Annotated in this window: 23 protein-coding genes; 7 read left to right on the plus strand and 16 right to left on the minus strand. The window is 36.3% G+C overall.

The features are described from left to right. Nucleotides 1-4: 4 nt before the first annotated feature. Genes mshL through K0A91_RS03785 form a run of 6 tightly spaced genes read left to right on the plus strand, consistent with a single transcriptional unit; the run spans nt 5 to nt 6787 of the window. Nucleotides 5-1597 (plus strand): pilus (MSHA type) biogenesis protein MshL, encoded by a 1593-nt coding sequence (gene mshL, locus K0A91_RS03760; RefSeq protein ID WP_295008303.1) that lies wholly within the window; start codon nt 5-7, stop codon nt 1595-1597. Next, nucleotides 1594-2409, plus strand: coding sequence for an AAA family ATPase (locus K0A91_RS03765; protein ID WP_295008305.1), 816 nt, complete (start codon nt 1594-1596; stop codon nt 2407-2409). The genes mshL and K0A91_RS03765 overlap by 4 nt, the downstream gene beginning before the upstream one ends. Further along, entirely contained in the window at nt 2402-3259 is an 858-nt protein-coding gene (locus K0A91_RS03770; RefSeq protein WP_295008307.1) for a hypothetical protein, read from the plus strand. The genes K0A91_RS03765 and K0A91_RS03770 overlap by 8 nt, the downstream gene beginning before the upstream one ends. After that, nucleotides 3256-3798, plus strand: a complete 543-nt coding sequence (locus K0A91_RS03775; protein WP_295008309.1) for a hypothetical protein — start codon at nt 3256-3258, stop codon at nt 3796-3798. The genes K0A91_RS03770 and K0A91_RS03775 overlap by 4 nt, the downstream gene beginning before the upstream one ends. 8 nt (nt 3799-3806) lie before the next feature. After that, complete coding sequence (locus tag K0A91_RS03780) at nt 3807-5540, plus strand: GspE/PulE family protein (RefSeq protein WP_295008311.1); 1734 nt, start codon at nt 3807-3809, stop codon at nt 5538-5540. Continuing rightward, nucleotides 5540-6787: a type II secretion system F family protein gene (locus tag K0A91_RS03785; RefSeq protein WP_295008313.1), complete on the plus strand. Its 1248-nt coding sequence runs from the start codon at nt 5540-5542 to the stop codon at nt 6785-6787. The genes K0A91_RS03780 and K0A91_RS03785 overlap by 1 nt, the downstream gene beginning before the upstream one ends. Before the next feature lie 34 nt (nt 6788-6821). Here the strand turns inward: K0A91_RS03785 and K0A91_RS03790 are convergent, their stop codons facing one another. Next, the gene (locus K0A91_RS03790; RefSeq protein ID WP_295008315.1) at nt 6822-7532 is read right to left on the minus strand and encodes a YebC/PmpR family DNA-binding transcriptional regulator; all 711 of its coding nucleotides are present in this window, start codon (nt 7530-7532) and stop codon (nt 6822-6824) included. Nucleotides 7533-7629: 97 nt separating this feature from the next. On the opposite strand from K0A91_RS03790, the gene K0A91_RS03795 reads away from it, so the two are divergent. Next, entirely contained in the window at nt 7630-8121 is a 492-nt protein-coding gene (locus K0A91_RS03795) for a hypothetical protein (protein WP_295008317.1), read from the plus strand. Here K0A91_RS03795 and K0A91_RS03800 read toward each other — a convergent pair. The 15 genes from K0A91_RS03800 to atpG form a co-directional block, all read right to left on the minus strand. Beyond that, nucleotides 8111-8842 (minus strand): ATP-binding protein, encoded by a 732-nt coding sequence (locus K0A91_RS03800; RefSeq protein ID WP_295008457.1) that lies wholly within the window; start codon nt 8840-8842, stop codon nt 8111-8113. The genes K0A91_RS03795 and K0A91_RS03800 overlap by 11 nt on opposite strands. A gap of 16 nt (nt 8843-8858) precedes the next feature. Then, the gene (locus tag K0A91_RS03805) at nt 8859-9551 is read right to left on the minus strand and encodes a 5'-methylthioadenosine/adenosylhomocysteine nucleosidase (RefSeq protein ID WP_295008319.1); all 693 of its coding nucleotides are present in this window, start codon (nt 9549-9551) and stop codon (nt 8859-8861) included. Between the two features lie 9 nt (nt 9552-9560). Beyond that, complete coding sequence (locus tag K0A91_RS03810; RefSeq protein WP_295008321.1) at nt 9561-10277, minus strand: nitrilase-related carbon-nitrogen hydrolase; 717 nt, start codon at nt 10275-10277, stop codon at nt 9561-9563. A gap of 1 nt (nt 10278) precedes the next feature. Beyond that, nucleotides 10279-11217 carry an ACP S-malonyltransferase gene (gene fabD, locus K0A91_RS03815; RefSeq protein WP_295008323.1) on the minus strand — a complete coding sequence of 313 codons (939 nt, stop codon included), beginning with the start codon at nt 11215-11217 and terminating at the stop codon, nt 10279-10281. 10 nt (nt 11218-11227) lie between these two features. Next, the gene (locus tag K0A91_RS03820) at nt 11228-12013 is read right to left on the minus strand and encodes a helix-turn-helix domain-containing protein (protein ID WP_295008325.1); all 786 of its coding nucleotides are present in this window, start codon (nt 12011-12013) and stop codon (nt 11228-11230) included. Further along, nucleotides 11967-12479, minus strand: coding sequence for a peptidylprolyl isomerase (locus K0A91_RS03825; protein WP_295008327.1), 513 nt, complete (start codon nt 12477-12479; stop codon nt 11967-11969). Before K0A91_RS03825 ends, K0A91_RS03820 begins: the two co-directional genes overlap by 47 nt. A gap of 67 nt (nt 12480-12546) precedes the next feature. Continuing rightward, nucleotides 12547-13458: a tetratricopeptide repeat protein gene (locus K0A91_RS03830; protein ID WP_295008329.1), complete on the minus strand. Its 912-nt coding sequence runs from the start codon at nt 13456-13458 to the stop codon at nt 12547-12549. 3 nt (nt 13459-13461) lie between these two features. Continuing rightward, nucleotides 13462-14001, minus strand: a complete 540-nt coding sequence (locus tag K0A91_RS03835; RefSeq protein WP_295008331.1) for an OmpA family protein — start codon at nt 13999-14001, stop codon at nt 13462-13464. Nucleotides 14002-14079: 78 nt separating this feature from the next. Further along, on the minus strand, nt 14080-15330 hold the full coding sequence (tolB, locus tag K0A91_RS03840; RefSeq protein WP_295008333.1) for a Tol-Pal system protein TolB: 1251 nt from the start codon (nt 15328-15330) through the stop codon (nt 14080-14082). A 3-nt stretch (nt 15331-15333) separates the two neighbouring features. After that, nucleotides 15334-16101 carry a TonB C-terminal domain-containing protein gene (locus K0A91_RS03845; protein ID WP_295008335.1) on the minus strand — a complete coding sequence of 256 codons (768 nt, stop codon included), beginning with the start codon at nt 16099-16101 and terminating at the stop codon, nt 15334-15336. Continuing rightward, on the minus strand, nt 16094-16486 hold the full coding sequence (locus K0A91_RS03850; RefSeq protein WP_295008337.1) for a biopolymer transporter ExbD: 393 nt from the start codon (nt 16484-16486) through the stop codon (nt 16094-16096). Before K0A91_RS03850 ends, K0A91_RS03845 begins: the two co-directional genes overlap by 8 nt. 3 nt (nt 16487-16489) lie before the next feature. Continuing rightward, the gene (locus K0A91_RS03855; protein ID WP_295008339.1) at nt 16490-17056 is read right to left on the minus strand and encodes a MotA/TolQ/ExbB proton channel family protein; all 567 of its coding nucleotides are present in this window, start codon (nt 17054-17056) and stop codon (nt 16490-16492) included. Between the two features lie 3 nt (nt 17057-17059). After that, nucleotides 17060-17452: an ATP synthase F1 subunit epsilon gene (gene atpC / locus K0A91_RS03860; protein ID WP_295008341.1), complete on the minus strand. Its 393-nt coding sequence runs from the start codon at nt 17450-17452 to the stop codon at nt 17060-17062. Between the two features lie 16 nt (nt 17453-17468). After that, a complete protein-coding gene (atpD, locus tag K0A91_RS03865; protein WP_295008343.1) occupies nt 17469-18863 on the minus strand; it encodes a F0F1 ATP synthase subunit beta in 1395 nt (464 codons plus the stop codon). An 11-nt stretch (nt 18864-18874) separates the two neighbouring features. Beyond that, a complete protein-coding gene (atpG, locus tag K0A91_RS03870; RefSeq protein WP_295008344.1) occupies nt 18875-19762 on the minus strand; it encodes an ATP synthase F1 subunit gamma in 888 nt (295 codons plus the stop codon). Between the last annotated feature and the right edge of the window lie 7 nt (nt 19763-19769).

A 19769-nucleotide genomic window follows, 5' to 3' on the forward strand; every position in this document is an offset into this window, starting at 1 on the left:
ATTTATGAAACTTATAAAAACAACAATGTGTACAACGCTTTTAACACTTCTTTTATCAAGCAGTGCTTTGGCTGACTGTTCTTATGAACTTTTTAGTATTAGTTCTACTAAAGAGACCAAAATAATAGATTTCATAGAGCAACTTAGTGATGAGTGTGAATTTAGTATTATAGTTACCGATCCAAATGCGCAGAAATTTTTGGAGAGCAACTTAAACAAGACCAATCTAAACAACCTGACGATAGATGAGGTTTTTAATATTATATTAAAAGAGAACAATCTTACATATACTCTTGAAAACAATATATTAAAAATTGCATACCTTCAGACAAAGATGTTTAATATTGACTACATTCTTTCTCAAAGAAAGAGCGAATCCAAAACAAACATTACGCTATCATCAGAAGGTGCTGGCACATCCTCTCAAACAGGAGCAACTGTTGCCACAAATGAAGAAGTTGGTGGCGGTTCTGCAGGCAAATCAGGCATGAATGTAAATAGCTCTGACGAAGTGCAGTTTTGGCATCAGCTGGATTTAGAGCTGCAAGAAATTCTAAATAGACCGCAAGATGTTTACGTAGCTCAAGCTCCTATAATAAATAAAAATGCAGGAATTATTACAGTTACTTCAACAGTCAAGCAGATGGAGAGACTAGAAGAGTATCTTAAAAAATTACAAGACAAAGTTCAACTCCAAGTTCTAATCGATGTTCAGTTGTTGTCCGTCACACTAAGCAAAGGTAAAACTACCGGAGTTGACTGGGCTCAGCTCTATAAACTTCAGGATATTGATTTAGCATTTGACTATATAAGTAAAAACAATGTAATTAAACTAACTAATGAGGGCGGTATTTTAGGAACCACGTCATTTGACACAATGGGACCACAGGCCGTTAATAATGCTCATGCGTTCCAGTTGTCTGCAAAGGGAAGCCTAAATGAGGTAATAAAATTTCTTAAAACCCAAGGTGATGTTACTTCAATCTCCAACCCTAAAGTTTTAACACTCAATAATCAAGCTGCTCTTATAACGGCTGGTACTGAGTATTTTTATAAAATTATAAGTACAGAGACTCTGTCTGGCACAACAAGTGGCACACAGAGCACTAGTGAAGACCTTCAGTCAGTATTTGCAGGGGTTCTATTGGACATTACTCCTGAGATTTCAGATGACGATATGATAACGCTAAAAATAAATCCATCTCTTTCTGAGACTGCAACTGATATGTCTCTTGTTGAACCAGGAGACAGAACGATGCCGCCGGACCTTCGCCGTCGCCAACTCTCATCAGTTGTAACAGTAAAAGATGGCAATCGTATCATACTAGGCGGTTTAATTAATACAAGCAACTCTATTAATGTAAATAAAGTTCCTATACTAGGTGACATTCCTATACTAAACTATCTATTTAAGTATGAAGATAAATTAAAAATAACACAGGAACTTGTTATTGTTATTGAGCCGCGCATTGTCAGAAAAGGCAAAAGCGATCTCTCTCTTTCGGATTTAGGCTATCAGGGTCTCTCTGAAAAAGTTTTACTAGGCTCTAAAGATGCAATTGATGCTACTGTAGATTTATCAAAAGAGGAAAATTGAAACCAAGTATCTATGAAAACTCTAGGGATGTTTTTTTAGATACGGTCAATGCTGAAGATTACATCCAGCTAGAGAGAGTCTCCATCTTTTACCAATCTCTTAGGGATTCCATAGAAAAGCCGCTAAAGATGGTTCTTTTATACGGTAAGCCGGGAACAGGCAAGAGCATGCTCCTATCAAAACTTCACCAGAATCTCTCATCATCTCAAAAAGTTTGCCTCTATAAAACACCGATTTTGGACGAGAGCGAATTTTTTAAAACGTTAGCTCAGGATCTCTATGCAATGACTTATGATGGTGAATTGAATTTTACACAATTTGTAAAAGTTGTTGAAAAAAGAGAGTTAGTCGGAGCAACTGTTCCGCTGATACTATTAGACGAAGCTCAACTATACTCAACGCCGATGATGGAAAAAATAAGACTTCTCTCTGATACTAGAAAAGTTAAATTTGTTATAGCGCTTCACAAAACCGAAAAAGAGGACATTATTGCGAAGGAGCACTTTCAAACAAGAATTTGGGAGAGCATAAAACTTGAAAATGCCTCAACTTCAGAGTTGAAAATCTATATTCAAAAGAAACTTATGAAAGCAAATTCAATAGACACTGCTAGTATGTTTACACAAAAATCTATTGATTTAGTCCATAAATTGACTGATGGAAATTACAGAGACGTAAACAAACTTGTATACACGCTATTTGATATATATGTATACTATGCAAATAACAATCCAAACAAAATAAATACGAGCGAAATTTCAACCAAGTTTATAGAGATGGCTGCAATTCACACAGGGTTAATAGATGCTTAATATTAATGATTTAGAACTTAGACACAAAAAATATAAACGAAAGTACTATGCACCGCTATTTACCATGATTGTTTCTACGGCAATAATCGCAGCATCTATTACTTGGTTTTTTGTATACAACCAAAAAAATACATTTATAGTTGAAAACAAAATCGTTAAAGAGCCTATTGTTGCACAAAAAATTGAAACTGAACCTGTTGTTGAAGAAAAAAATGAATCAACGCTAGAATTGGCAACTAAAGAAAAACTACATGTAATATCTGAAAACGCTGTAAGAGAAGAAACAGCCGAAGAAAAGCAAGAGAAACTTGTGCTCTCACCATCCTTAGGATTTATGAGCAAATTAGAATCAAAGAGCCAAATCTATAAAGAGCCAGCCAAGGAGTTAAACAGCACTCCAAAACCAAAAGAGACGCCAGAACAAAAACGAGCAGAAACAGTATCGCCAAAAATAGAAAATAAACAAATAGCACCTAAAAAAGAGGAAATCGAAGAGATTACAATAAATACAGATAAAAAGAGCTCTATCAATATAGCAAGAAAAGACGAGATAGAAGATATCGCGCACGTACTCAAAAGATTTAATGTAAACCACAATCCTGCACTAAGCCTGTTTGTGGCAAAAAAATATTATCAACTAGGTGATTATGAGCAAGCATATAACTATGCACTTATTACAAATGATATTAATAACAACATAGAGGATAGTTGGCTTATATTTTCAAAGTCTCTAGTTAAACTAAATAAAAAAGAGCTGGCCTTGGAGACTCTTAAAAAATATATTTCACACTCGCACTCTTCACAGGCAAGACAGCTTTTAGAGGAGATACAAACAGGAAAATTCAAATGAAAATATTACTATCAATACTAATTTCAATAACTATGTACGCTGACGTAAAACAGGATATGTTTGCGCTTTATCAAGATAAAAAATATGCGGACGTTTGTAATCTTGGTTTTAAAAACTTTGGAGACCACTCAAGAGATGAGGAGTATGTCTCTTTGTACTCATTTTCCTGCTTAAAAATTGACTATGTTGACCGTTTGGCAGTACCTATTGCAACGCTTAAATTTTCAAAAGAGGCACGTGCAAATGCTGCATATTTTTCGACTATTCTTATGCAAAAAAAGCTTCTATATCATGCACTTCTTGATAACCATGATATATCTTCATTGAATTTACCAACTACAGATTATGTTCTATCAAAAGTTTTTGACTTATTTACAAAAATAAAAAAAGATGGGCAAAGAGAGTTTTATATTCTTGAAGATGAAAACGATAAAGAGTTAAAATATAAACTTTATATTTTAAAAGATGGTAAAATAGATAAAATGGTTATTGAAGAGTTCTACAATTCAATAAGCACTAAAAAACATATCTACTGGTAGAGGGCATTATGGATAGGATTACATCTGATTTACTAGCTAACGGCTCCATAATGAAGAGCCAGGTTGACAGACTTATTGCCAAAGGTCTTGACAGCAACCTTATTCTTAGAGACATTACTATATCTGGATTTATGACTATGGATAGGCTTGTACGCTTCATTGTTGATAAGATTCAAAGCGGCGAGTATGACCTCTCAATCATTGATGACTACGATTATATCCAAGAAAAAGATGTTCTAATCAAACTAGCCCAAAAACAAAATGCTCAATTTCTTGATTTAGATTCTATAGATATGGATTATAGACTAACAGAAAAAGTCTCCCTTGCACAGTTAAAAAAATATAATGCTTTTCCTGTCTCAGAAGATGATTTAAGTATTACTGTTGCCTTTTGCGATCCACTTGATATGGAAGCACACGAATCGATTCAGAGACTTTTTCCAAAAAAACCACTTAAAATAGCAGTAGCTACGAAAAAACAGATTGAATCATACCTTTTTAAAATAGAGCTTAAAGACAGCATAAAGGGTCTAGTAAAAAAAATCAGGGATGAGTTAAATTCTATAAACTCCATAGAGGAGCAACAAGAAGCATCCTCTATTCTTCTTTTGATTGATGTTATTTTAAATGCATGTATTAAAAACCGCGCAAGTGACGTTCATATTGAGCCGACAGAAAAAAATTGTGTTGTCAGAACAAGAATTGACGGAAAACTTATTGAGATATTTTTATTTGAAAAAGATATCTACCCTCCTCTTGCCTCTAGACTTAAGCTGCTAGCCAACCTTGATATAGCAGAAAAAAGAAAACCGCAGGATGGCCGTTTTTCAACTATGGTTAGCTCCAAGGAGTATGATTTCCGTATATCTACACTCCCGATTTTATACGGCGAATCTATTGTTATGAGGGTTCTTGATAAACAAAAAGCACTCGTGAGACTTGAAGATGCCGGAATGGATTCTATCAGCTACCAAAAATTTTTAAAAGCGCTAAAAACACCATATGGCATTATATTGGTTACGGGTCCGACAGGAAGCGGTAAAACAACAACCCTTTATGGTGCTCTGAATGAACTCAGAAATGTTGAAGACAAAGTTATTACCGTTGAAGATCCGGTTGAGTACAGAATGAATCTTATTCAGCAGGTACAGGTCAATCCAAAAGTCGGTCTTAGTTTTGCAGATGCTCTTCGCTCAATCTTAAGACAAGACCCCGATAAAATCATGATTGGTGAGATTCGCGACTCTGAAACGCTAGAAATAGCAGTTAAAGCTGCACTAACAGGCCACTTAGTAATCTCTACGCTGCACACAAATGACTCAATAAGCGCTGTAACTCGCATGGTTGACATGGGCATTGCTCCGTATCTTATAAGTGGCTCCTTGGTTGCAATTCAGGCGCAAAGACTTGTTAGAAAAATTTGCCAAAACTGTAAAACTGAGGAGAAAGTGCCTCTTTCAGCACTTGATGATTTAAAAAATTTGATTCCGCCGGAGAGTAAATTTTATATTGGCAAAGGATGTAAAGAGTGTAATGAGAGTGGTTATTTTGGCAGGGAAATGATTTGTGAAGTTTTAGTTGTAAACGAAAAAATATCATCTCTTATTGCGAAGAATGCGCCAGTAGAATTAATACATGCTCAAGCGTTAGAAGATGGATTTATTGGATTATTTGAAAACGGCATCAACAAGGCTCTTGCTGGTGTTACAAGTTTAGAAGAAATTTTAAGGGTGGCAAAATAATGAAATACTTTGTAGCAACTATACTTACAAAAGGCAAAAAAGAACAGATTGGCATGTATGCAAAAGATAGGAAACAGGCGAACGAGCTTACAAAACTAAAACATGTTGGGATTATTCTTAAAATTACGGAAGAGCAGGAGCCGTTAGAGGCTCAGCTTAAAAGATTTAAGACAACTCTATTAAGTAATGTTAAAAAAAGAAAAATAAAGCCGGATGCATTAATTGCATCAATTAGGCAGTTAGCGGTTATGACTAATGCCGGTATTTCTATTTATGACTCACTTAGCGAAATTTCAAAATCTACAACTGACGAAAATCTAAAACTTGTTTTTGGCAAACTCGCAGAAGATATAAACTCTGGACATTCACTCTCAAAATCTATGAATAACTTCCGCTTTGAACTTGGCAACTTGGCTATAGCCATGGTTCAACTAGGTGAAAAAACAGGTAACCTAGATGATGCACTCTACTCTCTTGCTAACATGCTTGAAGAGATTCGCTCAAATGTTGTTAAATTTAAAAAAGCCATGGCATATCCTAGAAATGTTATGATTGCGATGGCGGTTGCATTTACTGTTCTAATCTCTTATGTTGTTCCAAACTTTAAGACCATGTTTGAGAAATTAAATGCCGAACTGCCACTTCCTACTCTTATATTATTAAAACTTGAGTATCTTTTTAACAATTACGGACTCTATGTATTAGCCTCCTTAGTTATATCATTTGCAATTTTTAAATATCTGATAAATAACAACAAAGAAATCAGATATGGCTGGCATGAGGTTTTATTAAGAACATATTTGATAAAAAATATCATTATGTTTGCAACACTTAGCCGTTTTACTCTCGTGTTTTCAGAGCTTATTCGGGCCGGTATACCTATAGCAGAAGCGCTTGACACTTCAATATCAATGATTGACAACCTTCCATTAAAAGCCAAACTCTCATCTGTTAGATTTGCTGTTGAAAAAGGCTCATCTTTGCATGAAGGATTAGATGATACAAAACTATTTGAAAATATGATTATTCAAATGGTTAGTGCCGGCGAAGACAGCGGTACCTTAGACACCATGATTGGAAAAGTTGCAGAGTACTACAAAATGAGGTTTGATGCTATCATTGATGGTCTTTCGGAAGCAATTGAGCCAATTATGTTGCTAATACTGGCAAGCATGGTTCTTCTTCTTGCTCTTGGCATATTCTTACCTATGTGGGATATGGGTAACGCAGTTACAGGTGGTAAATAGAATAAATTCTATTTACTCTTTTTTGTGACACTCCTTATGCAATATTTGTAAATATTTTTTGCACATCCTCGTCATCTTCAAGCTTGTCTATAATTTTATCTATATCGGCTTGCTCCTCAGGTGTAAGAGTTATAGGAGATGTTGCCATTCTCTCTAAATTTGCTTTTGTAATCTCGATACCCATACCCTCCAACGCACTGTTTATAGCACCAAAACTCTTATAATCGGCCGTAACTATAACGATGCCCTCATCAGCCTCTATCTCTTCTAGTCCGGCATCTATTAACTCTAATTCCAACTCTTCTAAATCCATACTATCTTTTTGTGAAAATTCAAACATAGCTTTTCTGTCAAACATAAACTCCAAAGAGCCCTTGATGAGCATCTCTCCTCCATGCTTGGTAAGTATATTTTTAACATTTGCAACGCTTCTCGTATTGTTATCAGTCATACACTCTATAAAAAGTTGTACACCATGTGGTGCTTTACCCTCAAAAGTAACTTCTAGCATGTTTGCCGTATCTTTTAAAGTTGCTCTTTTAATGGCTGCTTCTATATTGTCTTTTGGCATATTCTCAGCTTTAGCATTTATTATTGCCGTGCGAAGCCTTGCATTCATATCGGGATCAGCTCCACCCTCTTTAGCAGCCATAGTAATAATTTTTCCCAATTTTGGAAACAATTTTGACATGGCCCCCCATCTTTTTAACTTTGATGCTTTTCTGTATTCAAAAGCTCTTCCCATAAACTTTACCTCACCTATTTTATATACTAATCTCTATTTACACTCATTTTAAAATCAAAAATGTATAATAGCATATTAGAATACAGTAGGAATTTAAATGGTGTCAAATTTTAAAATTAAAAGTCATTTTTTTAGCGCTTTTCGCGAGCTATTTGTTCATCATCACGGTTCGCTAGAGTTTCGTGCAAAAATTTTTGCACTTGTTATCTCTGCGAATGATGAGATTAAAGCAGAAAACTATGATATTGTTAGAAAAATTGGTATGGAAATTTATAAAAATGATGAGGATAGAGCAAGCTTGCTGATGTTATCGACAAAAGAGCTTGTTAAAAAGGTAAAAGAGAACAATGGGTTTAGTATAGATGCTCTAATTGCCGGAATTCAAAAAGAGTTAAAACAGGTGCCAAGATACGCTAAAAAAATAGAAATCAAACAGCTTAAAGAGTTGATTAATCTCTCGCATGATAGCGATACAATCTCATATCAAGAAAATATTCTAGAGTTTTTAAAAGCTATAAAAGATGAGACTCTTCATGATAAAAAATCACAAATTGCCAAAGATGAAGAGAGGATAGAGTCTAAGTATTAAACTTATCCTTATCAAAAAAGCTCTCTACGGATATATTTTTAAAAGCTGCATTTAGGCTTGTAAAAAGAGTCGGAAACTCTTTTTCCATATTTCTTAACATCTTTTTTGCATTGGCTCTAGCATGAGGCATTTTTACATCAAATCTCATTGATGGACATGCCTCATCGCCGATTGTTGGCATCTCATTGTCAAACGCACAAGCAGCCAGTTGTCTCTCTCTCATCTGAATAAGCGGGCGAATTACAATCAAACCATTCTCGGCTCTATACTTTGGCGCAAGTGAGCGAAGCTGTCCATTGTAGATAAAGTTCATAAAAAAACTCTCCGCAGCATCATCCATATGATGACCAAGTGCAAGCTTGTTGCAACCATGTTTTTCAGCAGCGCCGTAGAGAGAACCTCTTCTCATGCGAGAAAAAAAGCTACAAAACGATGAGTTTTTTCTTATTTTTTCACCTGCCAAATCATAAATTTGCGTATTATGAATAGCATGAGGAATCTCATGCTCTTTGCAGTGTGCAATAAGTTTATCAAAATTTTCACCCATGCCGTATGAAACCGTTACTGCAATAAACTCAAATTTAAAAGGAGCACGACGCTGCTGCTCTTTAAGCGCATGAACCATTGTAAGTGAGTCTTTACCACCGCTTAAACCCACTAGGATTTTATCGCCCTCTTCTATTAAGTTAAACTCAGCGTTTGTTTTACCAAGCTTGCTCATGATTTTTTTTGAAAGTTTAATCTGCAAGCTTGTCAACCATTTTCATAACAAACTCTGCACTCTCTTTGGCGCTTGTGTGTAAAAACTCATCAAAACTAAAACTTGCATCCATATCGGCCGCATCGCTTATTGCACGAAGAATAAAAAATGGCACATTTAGCGCGCTACATACAACAGCAACGCTTCCGCCTTCCATCTCCAGCGCATCTGCACCAAAGGTAGTTCCTATCCAGTTTTTTCTCTCTTCGTTAGCCACAAACTGATCTCCTGTGGCAATTATCCCCTCTTGTATGCTTTTACCCATACTCTTAGCCACTTCCTTGCTCATCTCAATCATCTGCTTGTCAGCTTCAATAAATACAGCTCCCTCCGGAACGTAGCCAAACGGATGTCCAAATGCGGTAATATCCAAATCGTGTTGAGCCAACTTTGTAGCAACTATCAAATCTCCCACCTTTAAGGTCGGCGATATAGCTCCTGCAACACCCGAGAAGAGCAGTTTTTCAGCTCCGAAGTGTTCAATCATAGTAGCCGCGCTAAGAGTTGAAAATACTTTTCCGATTTTTGAATAAGCTATAACAAGTTCAACACCCTTATATGATGCTTCATAATATCTGTTTCCTGCATAATCTGTGGTTTTATATGAACCAATTTTTTCAAGTATCGGAGAGATCTCTTCTGGCATAGCTCCCATTATTGCTATTTTCATCTATTTTCCTTATATCTCAAATGTTTTTATTACTTTTTCATAACGCGGCAGCTTATAAACTATACTTGCTTCTTCATTGACTATGCAGCTTCCGCCCCAAAAGCCAAGCCCGTCTTCAAAACCGACCCTGTTTACAAATATAAGCTTTGCGTTGCACTCTAGTGCTAGCGTTTTTATAATCTCATACCATTTATCTTCTATCTCAAGTCCGGCATCGCTAAAACCGCGCGCAGGAGAAGCGGCCAGCGCAATTATATAATCTGGATTCTCAGATATTAAGCTTTTATGAACGCTGACATGCCACAAATCTTCACATACAACCATTGATACTTTTCCATGGCTGCTAGAAAAACTCTCAAAAACATTACCTGCCTTAAAGTATCTAGCCTCTTCAAACATACCGTAATTAGGAAGATAGACCTTATCGTGTTTTGATAAAAGCGTGCCATTAGAAAAGTAGAGTGCAGAGTTTGTAAAATCAGTTCCCTCTTTAATAGCCGCACCTACGACGATATCAACATCTCTACTTAAATCTTTTAAAATATCTAACTCGGCTATATCCCAAGCATCCTCGTAGAGTTTATCCTGAAGCATGTAGCCGTTTAGAGAGAGCTCAGAAAAAACTATTAAATCAGTTTCATTCCTGCATGTAGCAATTATTGAGACTAAATCCTCTAAATTTGAGCGATTTAATTTCGGTGATGTCTGAGCTAGCGTAATTCTCATCTTATTTGCAGAGTTGTTCTACAACTTCGAGCAGAGATTTCATATCTGAAACAGTGTATGTCTCTAAATTTGGCGCAATTCTCTTATTTAAGCCCTTAAGAGTAGCTCCGTTTCCAAACTCTATTGCAATATCAACGCGATTAGCTATCGCAAGTATAGAGTGCTTATATTTAACAGGTTTTACCAACTGCTCAGTTAAAAGCTCAACAGCCTCTTTTTTAGTCGCATATGGAGTGGTTGTTACGTTAGAGATAACAGGAGCCTCAAAATTATCCTCAATCATCCCCTCCATTAAACTCTTAAGCGGAATCTGTGCGGGAGAGAGTAGTTCACAATGACTTGCAACCGACATATTAAGAAGAAGTGCTCTTTTAGCACCCGCATCTTTAAATGTCTGCTCTAACGATGCCAAATCAGCTCTCATTCCCGCAACAACAAGCTGTCCATCTTGATTATAATTTGCAGGCCAAACTTTTTTTCCGTCTTTTTGCGCATCTGCACAAATCTTCTCAACACTCTCATCTTCAAGACCCATAACAACCATCATTCCTGCTTCAATATCGCTGCACGCATCTTGCATCAACTGTCCACGTCTATGAACAAGCTCAACTGCGTCAACATAATCAATAGCACCGCTTGCGCAAAGAGCAGAAAATTCACCCAAAGAGTGTCCTAGAAAAAGTTCTGCTTTTAAATCTGGGCACTTCTCTTTAAAGAGGCGATAAGCGACCATTTGAACCAACAATATTGCAGGCTGAGTATATGCTGTTTGATTTAACAGGTCGTGCTCACCAAAAATCAACTCATCAAATTTTAATCCGACTCTTTTGCCAGCCTCTTCGAACATCTCTTTTGCCAACTCCGAGTTGTCATAAAAATCCTTACCCATGCCTGTTGCTTGAGAGCCCTGTCCTGCAAAAATCATCGCTATTTTTTTCATCTTCATCCTTCTATAAATATCTGCTGTTGTCAGCTATCTTTTTTCTAAGTGTGTTCCTATTTAATCCAAGTTTATCCGCCAGCTTCAATTGCGACCTAAATCTTTGAAGTCCTGCTTTAATTATCGGTATCTCGTATAGATGTAAAAAGTTTTTATAATCACTATTTGAACCCAATTTATCAACAAGATAATTTTGCATAATACCCATTAACTCATTTTCATTGATGTTTTGCACCAGATAATTAATCATTACCTGTTTTCTCAAAGAGAGAGCATTTTGACTCAAGTCGGGCTTAAATTTTTTTAGACTAAACTCCTCTTTTGAGTCAAAAAGCAAAGAGGCCTCTTTACTAAATTTTTGTACCAGATGCTCTACATCTTCAGGCCTCTCCTGCAAAGACGGGATATCAAGTTTTATACTAAAAAGTCTCTCTGCAAATTCATTGTAGTATGAACTCTTCGCTGTTGCCACTACTCTTATGTTGGCTCTGTTTATAATGTCTAAAATTTTATTGATATTTGGTGAATTTTCCAAATTACTGATTACAATCTCATTAACACTCTCAAGAGCCGACAACAATTCATCATAATTTGATGCGTCAAGCAGTGGGGCATCTGGGAGAATATAACGAGCTAGAGTTCTTTTTCCGACACCAATATCCCCTCTTATAAGGGCATTTACGCTTAGTGTCTTTAAAAGAGCTGCTGTTTTAAATGCCTGCGCCGAAGAGGCAGAGGCAGCTATGGAATTAGCATCCACAACCCGTGCCGCCGCCAGTTCCACAACAATCATCATGCTGGTTCTCTACCGGTATACCGCTCATTGCTTCTTCTGCAGAAGCCTCTCTAATATTGTTTATAGATACCACAAAAGATAAATCTTTTCCAGCCAATGGGTGGTTAAAATCTATAATTACGTTCTCCTCACCAATTTCCTTAACTACTACTTGAACAGTGCCGCCATCTTCGCCTTGACCATAAAGAGCCATTCCAACTTCCAAATCAATTCCTGAAAACTGATCCTTTGGAACCTCTTGCTTAGCTTCTGCATTATACTCGCCATACGCATCTTCTGCTTTTACTAGAACTTCTGCTTTTTCACCTATTGACATGTTAGAGATTGCATTCTCAAGTCCAGGAATAATCTGGCCTTTTCCAAACATAAACACTAAAGGCATTCCGCCAACATTACTATCTACTACTTTTTCTCCGTCACTTACTTCGTACTCTATCGATACAATTTGATTTTTTTCTATTGCCATAATGGGTGCCTTTATTTTTTTGTGATTTTATCATAATAACAGTAGTAACTACAAATAAGTTGCTATATTATTGTTTTATTGAACTTAATTTCTTTTTTGCGCTCTGAGCCTGTTTGCTATCAGGAAATTGAGAGACAACTGCATCGTAAAAAACTTCTGCATTTTTTTTATCTCCAGTTTTTTCCATAGATACAGCAGTATGAAGCAACAGTGTAGGCATATAGCTAGCTTTATTATAGAGCGTAGCGCTCTTTTTAAAGTAAGCAATCGCCTCTGCGTAATTATTTCTATAGTACTCTATCTCTCCAACCATATAGTGAGATTGAGCCGGCTTATAATTCATTGCAATAAGTTGCTTGTAATGCTCAATAGATTCGCCGTAAGACTTTTTATTATAAAAATCTTTGGCTTTTTTCTCTATATCTGCACCGGACATAGCTGTGGTTTTGGATTTTTTTGGACCCAGTCCTGCTTTAAGCTCTTTTGCTACAAGATCTTTAAACTTATTTACATCATTAACCAATGAATTGAACTCATCTTTTGTAATATATGAGCTATTTATTGCATCAATAAGCTTAGAGATTTCGGCAAGGCTTAGTTTTATTGTTTCAATATCTTTGCTGTTTATCTGAATTGACTCGGCAACTCTTTTATTATACTCGGAACTATCTGTTTTTTCATCTTCCAAAGATTTTATTTTCATCTTGTTTTCGCGAGAAGATGAACTAATTGACTCTATTATTGTTTGAAGCCCATCAACTCTCTCTCTTAAAGAGTCAACTTCGTTCGCTTGGTTGTTGCTTTTTACAACAACTTTTTGAAGATTTTTTTTAGTTTCAAGCAGAGTGGCCTCAGTGGAAGTTAAACCATAAGGATTTGGATTATTTAAATCACCTGCACCGAATGCAGAAGGTTCGGCGCAGATTAAATATGAAGGTATAAGTATTGCCGATATGACAACTATTTTACTGATATTCATTAATTATGGTAGAAGCTTGAACTCAACTCTACGATTTTTAGACCAGCACTCTTTAGTTTTATCTGTACATACCGGGTTGCTCTCGCCAAAGCTTACCATTGAGATACGGCTAGCGTCAACACCTTCAGCAGCTAGAGCTTTTTTAACAGTTTCAGCTCTCTTAAGACCGAGTGCGAAGTTATACTCATCACTTCCCCACTCATCACAATTTCCTTCAAGTTTTACGAAAAAGTTTTTTGCTTGAGTGTTCACAACAGAAGCACCGGCAGATAGGTTAGCTTGCATATCAGCTCTTATATTGAACTTATCAAAATCAAAGTAAATTGTCTTAAGCTCACTTTCTAATCTAGTGATAACTTGACTTGTAGACTCTGTAGCGCTCTCAGTAACAACAGGAGCCTCTACGGAGGAGACACTCTCCGTTTCTACTTGTTGAACTTCTTGAGTAGCACTGTCTGTTGCTTCAACCTGAGGCTCTTTATCACCACATCCACTTAACACCAAGAGCGCCATTAACACGCTTGAAATCACTACTTTTTTCATCTTCTTCTACCTTATATTTTAGTTTACAGGAATTGTATCAGAATTATATTAAAATTTATTTATAAAATAAATTAAATATTACCAATCCATTGATTGAACTTTCCCATACTGAAGTGGGAAAAGATAGTTTTTGTTATGGTTTAATCTGATTACGCCTATTGAACTTTGACCCTCATAATTTTTTATGAAAATTATTGCATCGCCATCTACAGAAAACCTTGGAAACTCATTTACACCAACTGCGGTAAGTCTTCTTATAAAATCTGTCTCCGTTGATACTAGATGCAAATTGAACGTATTGCTGCCAAACGCATCAGAACTCTCCCTTGCTTTATAGACTATATATTTACCAAAAACGCTGCATGCTGCATTACTTTTTCCATAATAAACTACCTGCTCAACAGCGCCCGTATTCATATTTAAAGAGAATATATTTGGATAGCCCAAACGGTCAGATACAAATACGACTTTATCGCTCTCCAAAAACTGTCCGCTTACATCTATGCCGCCATAGTTTGTCAATGCTTTAGTAGCCTTTGTATTTACATCATACAGATAGATGTCTGGTTGTCCTTTTGGGGCCATAGTCAGCAAAAGCTTACTTCCGTCATTATTGACATCTGAACATATCATCATTCCATCGGATGATTTTATAACTTTACTTTTCCCGGTTTTAATATCCACATGTTTAAGTGTAGGTTTATTTTCATCCAAAGAGCTGTAGTAAAAAGCGCTTTGTTCCTTGTTGGCCCACTTTGGAAAAACATTAAAACCTCCCTTGACAACAATATGTTGATAAGTTAAAGTGTAATCAGAAATTACCAATTCACTTTTTTGAGGAGAAACCATTCTGGCAAATATTACTTTTCTTTTCATCCACTCAACAGGAGGCTCTCCCATAAATTTATTTATGTCGTATGCTATTGTATGAGAAACAAACATGTACGTATTTGTGTTATTAACTTTATAGTTTTTATTATAAACAACACCATTGTTGCTTATAAGCTTAAGCTCCACATTCAAAGAACGTCCATCACCCTCAAATAATTTATATCTGAGGACATAGTTCATATTTTTATTTTCAACAAGTACGCTGGTTGCATCAAAATTAACATTTCTATGATTTCTATCTACATTAAATATAGACAGAACATTCAAGTCGGCTATTACTGACTTAAAAAATTTGCTTTTAAAAGTTTGGTCATAGCTAACTGACGAATCCTCAACTGCGATGGTCGGAAGGCTATCTGCTTTTTTTACAACATCTATGGTTGCGTCACTGGCAAACAAAGACGCCATAACCAATAAAATTGAAACAAAAATTTTCAAAGTCTACTCCTGCGATATTAAATTTATTAAATATTTACCTGATTTGTTATCAGGATTTTTGGGAAAGAGGACATTTGTCAATCTCCCCTTTATTTTATCACACTCACTATTAAGAGCATCGCTGTCTGAATAGGTGAGAATTCTAAAATCAATAACCTTTCCAAAAGAGTCAAGCTCTATAACTGCTTTTACAACCTTGCCCTCAGTATTGTCAGGCGGCATGAAATATTGATACACTATGCCTTGAATTTTAGCCAAATATTCATTTACTTCCGTTCCCGTAGAGCTTTTAGAATCCTTTTCGGATTTACTTTCTGAGTTGACTTTTTGAATTTTACTGCTAGCTGATTCAACCTTGCTTACTTCAGATTTTGCACTTTTCTTGGAAAGCTCTTGAGCGACTCTTTTATCTAGCTCTTTTTGGATTTTTTTATCTTCTTTTTTTATATCTTTTGTCCAAACTTGACTAAATAGGTTATCTATATTAACCTCTTTTTTCTCTGTTTGCGCAACTTTTTCCTCTTCGGGCTCTTGTTTTACAACAGGTTCTTTCTCTTCTTTTTCTATGGGTCTCTCAACTGGTTTTTGAACATTAGTTGATTGGACATTTGCCATATCTACAGATATAGAAATAAAATCATCTTTTTGCAATGCATATATTTTAACATCCTTTGATGCCACTATAGCAATAAAAAAAAGTGCTGTGAAAAATACGAAGAGAGACAGCGATATAAAACCGCTGAAATAAAAATAGTAGTCTTTCTTATCCATTAGTAGCTAACGAAACCTCTATAAAGCCTGCCTGCTTTACGGCAGCAAGAACAGACATAACTACACCATAGTCTAAACTTTTATCTGCACTAATCAATACGGTCGCCTTTAAATCCAACTGTTTTGAATAGAGAAAAAAATTATCTAAAAACGAATTAAGCTGAAAATTGTCTTTGTTGACTTTTAAATTTTTATCTTTATCAATAGTTATATGTACAGGAGGTATTTTTGATAATGATTTTGTTTTTGAGCTTTGAGGAAGATTTATCTTCTCTTCATATATCATATTAGGTGCTATAACCATCATTATAGCCAATAGAACCAGCATTACATCCACTAGTGGAGTAATGTTTAGTTCAGGTTTTTCATCCCAGTTATAAGCCATTAGCTACACTTTTCTAGCTATTATTGCATCGCTTTGCATCTCAATAAAGCTAATAAGCTCAAATGATTTTCTCTTTAGTATCTGATGATACGTATATGCAAATATCGCAACAAAAATACCCGCAGCAGTTGCGACCAAAGCATCAGAAACTCCAGCAGCAATAACAGACATGCCGCCGCTGCTTTGTCCAATATGCGTAAATGTGTCTAAAATTGAAACAACTGTTCCAAATAGACCTATAAACGGTGTCGTTGAAGCAAATACAGATAATATCGAGAGACCCTTTGTGGCATCTTTTGTAGCCGCTAAGAGGCATAGAGATAATATATCTTTAGTAATATTTGAACTTGATTTTAAAAAATTGCTTAAAAAAGATTGAGGATGAACGCTTGAAGCCCCCATCAAAAGAGTCTCAAGCGATCTGCTCTCAATTTCAAGCCAATTTGTTATTGAGAGGTATCTGTAGAAAAAAACCCAATTTAGCACTATAAAATATACCGCTAAAAGAGCCAAAACACCCAGCGTAACTGGATGACTTTTTATATAAAAATCAATTATATCGTTAATCATAATCTATAGTAAATTCTGAGCTGCTGATTCAAGTCTTGCAGTAACAGTAGCGATTGCAGGGTTATTGTCTTTAATAGATTCAATAAGTTCTTTTGCGCTCTCGAGTGCTTTAGCCACTTCACCTTCTGTTGCACCGCGGATTGCCACAGCACCCTCAACTAATACAATTACCTTTTTCTCATCAACTTGAACAACGCCCCAGTTGATTAGAATTGATTCGACTGATTTATCCTCTTTCTCTATGTCGATTACGCCAGTTTCAAGAAGCGTAGTCAAACAAGAGTGTTCTGCTAGAACCCCAAACTCACCCTCTTCACCAGGAAGAGTTACACTAACGGCTTCACCATCATAGATTACACCGTTAGGAGTCAGGATTTCAAGTTTTAACTTATCCATGTCAGTCCTTTATGAATTACTTCATTTTTTGAGCTTTTTCAATCGCCTCATCAATACCACCAACCATGTAGAAAGAACCCTCTGGCATATGGTCACATTCACCATCAAGAATCATTTTAAAACCCTTAATGGTATCAGCCAGAGAAACATACTTACCAGGTGAACCCGTAAATACCTCTGCAACAAAAAATGGTTGTGATAAGAATTTCTCAATTTTACGAGCACGCTCAACAACATTTTTGTCATCTTCACTAAGTTCGTCCATACCAAGGATTGCAATAATATCTTGTAAATCTTTGTATTTCTGAAGTGTTTGCTGAACACCGCGAGCAACACTATAGTGCTCTTCGCCTAAGATTTGCGGATCAAGCAGTCTTGAAGATGAATCCAGTGGATCAACTGCAGGATAGATACCCTTTTCAGCAATTTTACGGTTAAGAACAGTTGTTGCATCTAAGTGAGCAAAAACAGAAGCCGGAGCAGGGTCAGTTAAGTCATCTGCGGGAACATAAACAGCCTGAACAGATGTAATTGAACCATTCTTAGTAGATGTAATACGGTCTTGTAATGCACCCATCTCACGAGCTAGTGTCGGTTGGTAACCAACAGCCGAAGGAATACGTCCAAGCAGAGCTGACATCTCAGAACCTGACTGTGCAAAACGGAAGATATTGTCAATAAACATCAATACGTCTAGCTTCATCTCATCTCTAAAGTACTCAGCCATAGTAAGACCTGTTAGAGCAATACGATTTCTTGCTCCTGGGGGCTCGCTCATTTGACCATAGCACAGTGCAACTTTGTCAAGTACGTTCGAGTCTTTCATCTCATGATAAAGGTCATTCCCCTCACGAGTTCTCTCACCGACACCGGCAAAAACTGATAGACCATCATGACCATGAGCAACATTATGAATAAGTTCCATGATAATAACCGTCTTACCAACACCGGCACCACCGAATAGTCCAACCTTACCGCCTTTTGAGTATGGAGCAAGTAAATCAACAACTTTAATACCTGTTTCAAACATCTCTGTAGTAGTTGACTGATCAACAAGAGCTGGAGGCTGACGGTGGATTGACCACAATGGAGCATCTGTAACTTGTTCTCCATCATCAATTGTTTCACCGATAACGTTAAAGATACGTCCAAGAACTTTGTCGCCAACTGGAACTTTAATCGGAGCACCCGTAGCTTTTGCTTCCATTCCACGAACCAAACCTTCACTCATATCCATTGCAATCGTTCTTACGCGACCATCACCTAGGTGAGCCGCAACTTCAAGAACCAAACGGGTTACCGTACCTTCTAAATGTATATTAACTTCGATTGCTTCGTTGATAATAGGAAGATATCCATCAAAATCAACATCAACAACCGGACCCATAACCTGGCTTATTTTACCAATCATATTTTTCTCCATTATTTCATAGACTCCACACCACTTATTATCTCTATCAGCTCTGTAGTAATAGCTGCTTGTCTAGCTTTATTAAACTCAACATTTAGTGATTTAACCATCTCTTTAGCATTATTTGTTGCCGTATCCATAGCCTGCATTCTTGCACTATGTTCTGCGGCAACAGAATCGATAAGCGAATAGTACATTGCATACTGAACATATCTATCTACTAAAGAATCTAACATCTTCTCTTCATCTTGAGACTCTACCTCAAGCATTGATTGCTTTGCTTCACCACACTCAAACTGAGTTGTATCAACAGGCAATACTTTATTCACATGCAACTCTTGAGTTATCATGTTTTTATAACCATTGTAAACAAGATAAAGAGCATCAACTTTCCCATCTTTAAAATCTTCTATCGAAGACAAAATGAACTCGTCAGATTTTTCTTTATCAGGTTTTGAACTAAGATTTGTAGCTGAATCAAAAAGCTCAACTTCATTATATTTGAAAAATTCAATACCTTTTTTACCGATTCCACGTAAACGTACTTTTACATTTCTTGCTTTATATTCCGCCAATAATTTTTTAACGGCTTTAATAGTTTGAATATTAAATCCGCCGCATAAACCCTTGTCGGCAGTTACAAAAATGATGTCAACCGTTTTTGGATCTTCAATCTCTATAAAACAGCGATTGTCGATTCCGCCAACTTTGTTACATTTAATACGTCCAGCAATTTCGGCAATTACCTGATTCATTTTTGCAGCATAAAGACGAGAACGCTTAGCAAGCTCTTCTGCACGGCGGAGCTTAGCAGTTGATACAAGCTTCATAGCACGTGTTGTCTTTTGAGTGTTAGAAACACTCTTTATCTGTCTTTGAATATCTTTCAAGTTTGCCATAAATTAT

Origin of the sequence: Sulfurimonas sp. (genome assembly GCF_019429335.1) — a bacterium.
GTDB lineage: Bacteria > Campylobacterota > Campylobacteria > Campylobacterales > Sulfurimonadaceae > Sulfurimonas.

Bases quoted from the DNA above. Each gene is read 5' to 3' on its own strand.
- mshL (WP_295008303.1), top strand. From the start codon at position 5: ATGAAACTTATAAAAACAACAATGTGTACAACGCTTTTAACACTTCTT.
- K0A91_RS03770 (WP_295008307.1), top strand. From the start codon at position 2,402: ATGCTTAATATTAATGATTTAGAACTTAGACACAAAAAATATAAACGA.
- K0A91_RS03775 (WP_295008309.1), top strand. From the start codon at position 3,256: ATGAAAATATTACTATCAATACTAATTTCAATAACTATGTACGCTGAC.
- K0A91_RS03780 (WP_295008311.1), top strand. From the start codon at position 3,807: ATGGATAGGATTACATCTGATTTACTAGCTAACGGCTCCATAATGAAG.
- K0A91_RS03785 (WP_295008313.1), top strand. From the start codon at position 5,540: ATGAAATACTTTGTAGCAACTATACTTACAAAAGGCAAAAAAGAACAG.
- K0A91_RS03790 (WP_295008315.1), bottom strand. From the start codon at position 7,532: ATGGGAAGAGCTTTTGAATACAGAAAAGCATCAAAGTTAAAAAGATGG.
- K0A91_RS03795 (WP_295008317.1), top strand. From the start codon at position 7,630: ATGGTGTCAAATTTTAAAATTAAAAGTCATTTTTTTAGCGCTTTTCGC.
- K0A91_RS03800 (WP_295008457.1), bottom strand. From the start codon at position 8,842: ATGAGCAAGCTTGGTAAAACAAACGCTGAGTTTAACTTAATAGAAGAG.
- K0A91_RS03805 (WP_295008319.1), bottom strand. From the start codon at position 9,551: ATGAAAATAGCAATAATGGGAGCTATGCCAGAAGAGATCTCTCCGATA.
- K0A91_RS03810 (WP_295008321.1), bottom strand. From the start codon at position 10,277: ATGAGAATTACGCTAGCTCAGACATCACCGAAATTAAATCGCTCAAAT.
- fabD (WP_295008323.1), bottom strand. From the start codon at position 11,217: ATGAAAAAAATAGCGATGATTTTTGCAGGACAGGGCTCTCAAGCAACA.
- K0A91_RS03820 (WP_295008325.1), bottom strand. From the start codon at position 12,013: ATGATGATTGTTGTGGAACTGGCGGCGGCACGGGTTGTGGATGCTAAT.
- K0A91_RS03825 (WP_295008327.1), bottom strand. From the start codon at position 12,479: ATGGCAATAGAAAAAAATCAAATTGTATCGATAGAGTACGAAGTAAGT.
- K0A91_RS03830 (WP_295008329.1), bottom strand. From the start codon at position 13,458: ATGAATATCAGTAAAATAGTTGTCATATCGGCAATACTTATACCTTCA.
- K0A91_RS03835 (WP_295008331.1), bottom strand. From the start codon at position 14,001: ATGAAAAAAGTAGTGATTTCAAGCGTGTTAATGGCGCTCTTGGTGTTA.
- K0A91_RS03845 (WP_295008335.1), bottom strand. From the start codon at position 16,101: ATGGATAAGAAAGACTACTATTTTTATTTCAGCGGTTTTATATCGCTG.
- K0A91_RS03850 (WP_295008337.1), bottom strand. From the start codon at position 16,486: ATGGCTTATAACTGGGATGAAAAACCTGAACTAAACATTACTCCACTA.
- K0A91_RS03855 (WP_295008339.1), bottom strand. From the start codon at position 17,056: ATGATTAACGATATAATTGATTTTTATATAAAAAGTCATCCAGTTACG.
- atpC (WP_295008341.1), bottom strand. From the start codon at position 17,452: ATGGATAAGTTAAAACTTGAAATCCTGACTCCTAACGGTGTAATCTAT.
- atpD (WP_295008343.1), bottom strand. From the start codon at position 18,863: ATGATTGGTAAAATAAGCCAGGTTATGGGTCCGGTTGTTGATGTTGAT.
- atpG (WP_295008344.1), bottom strand. From the start codon at position 19,762: ATGGCAAACTTGAAAGATATTCAAAGACAGATAAAGAGTGTTTCTAAC.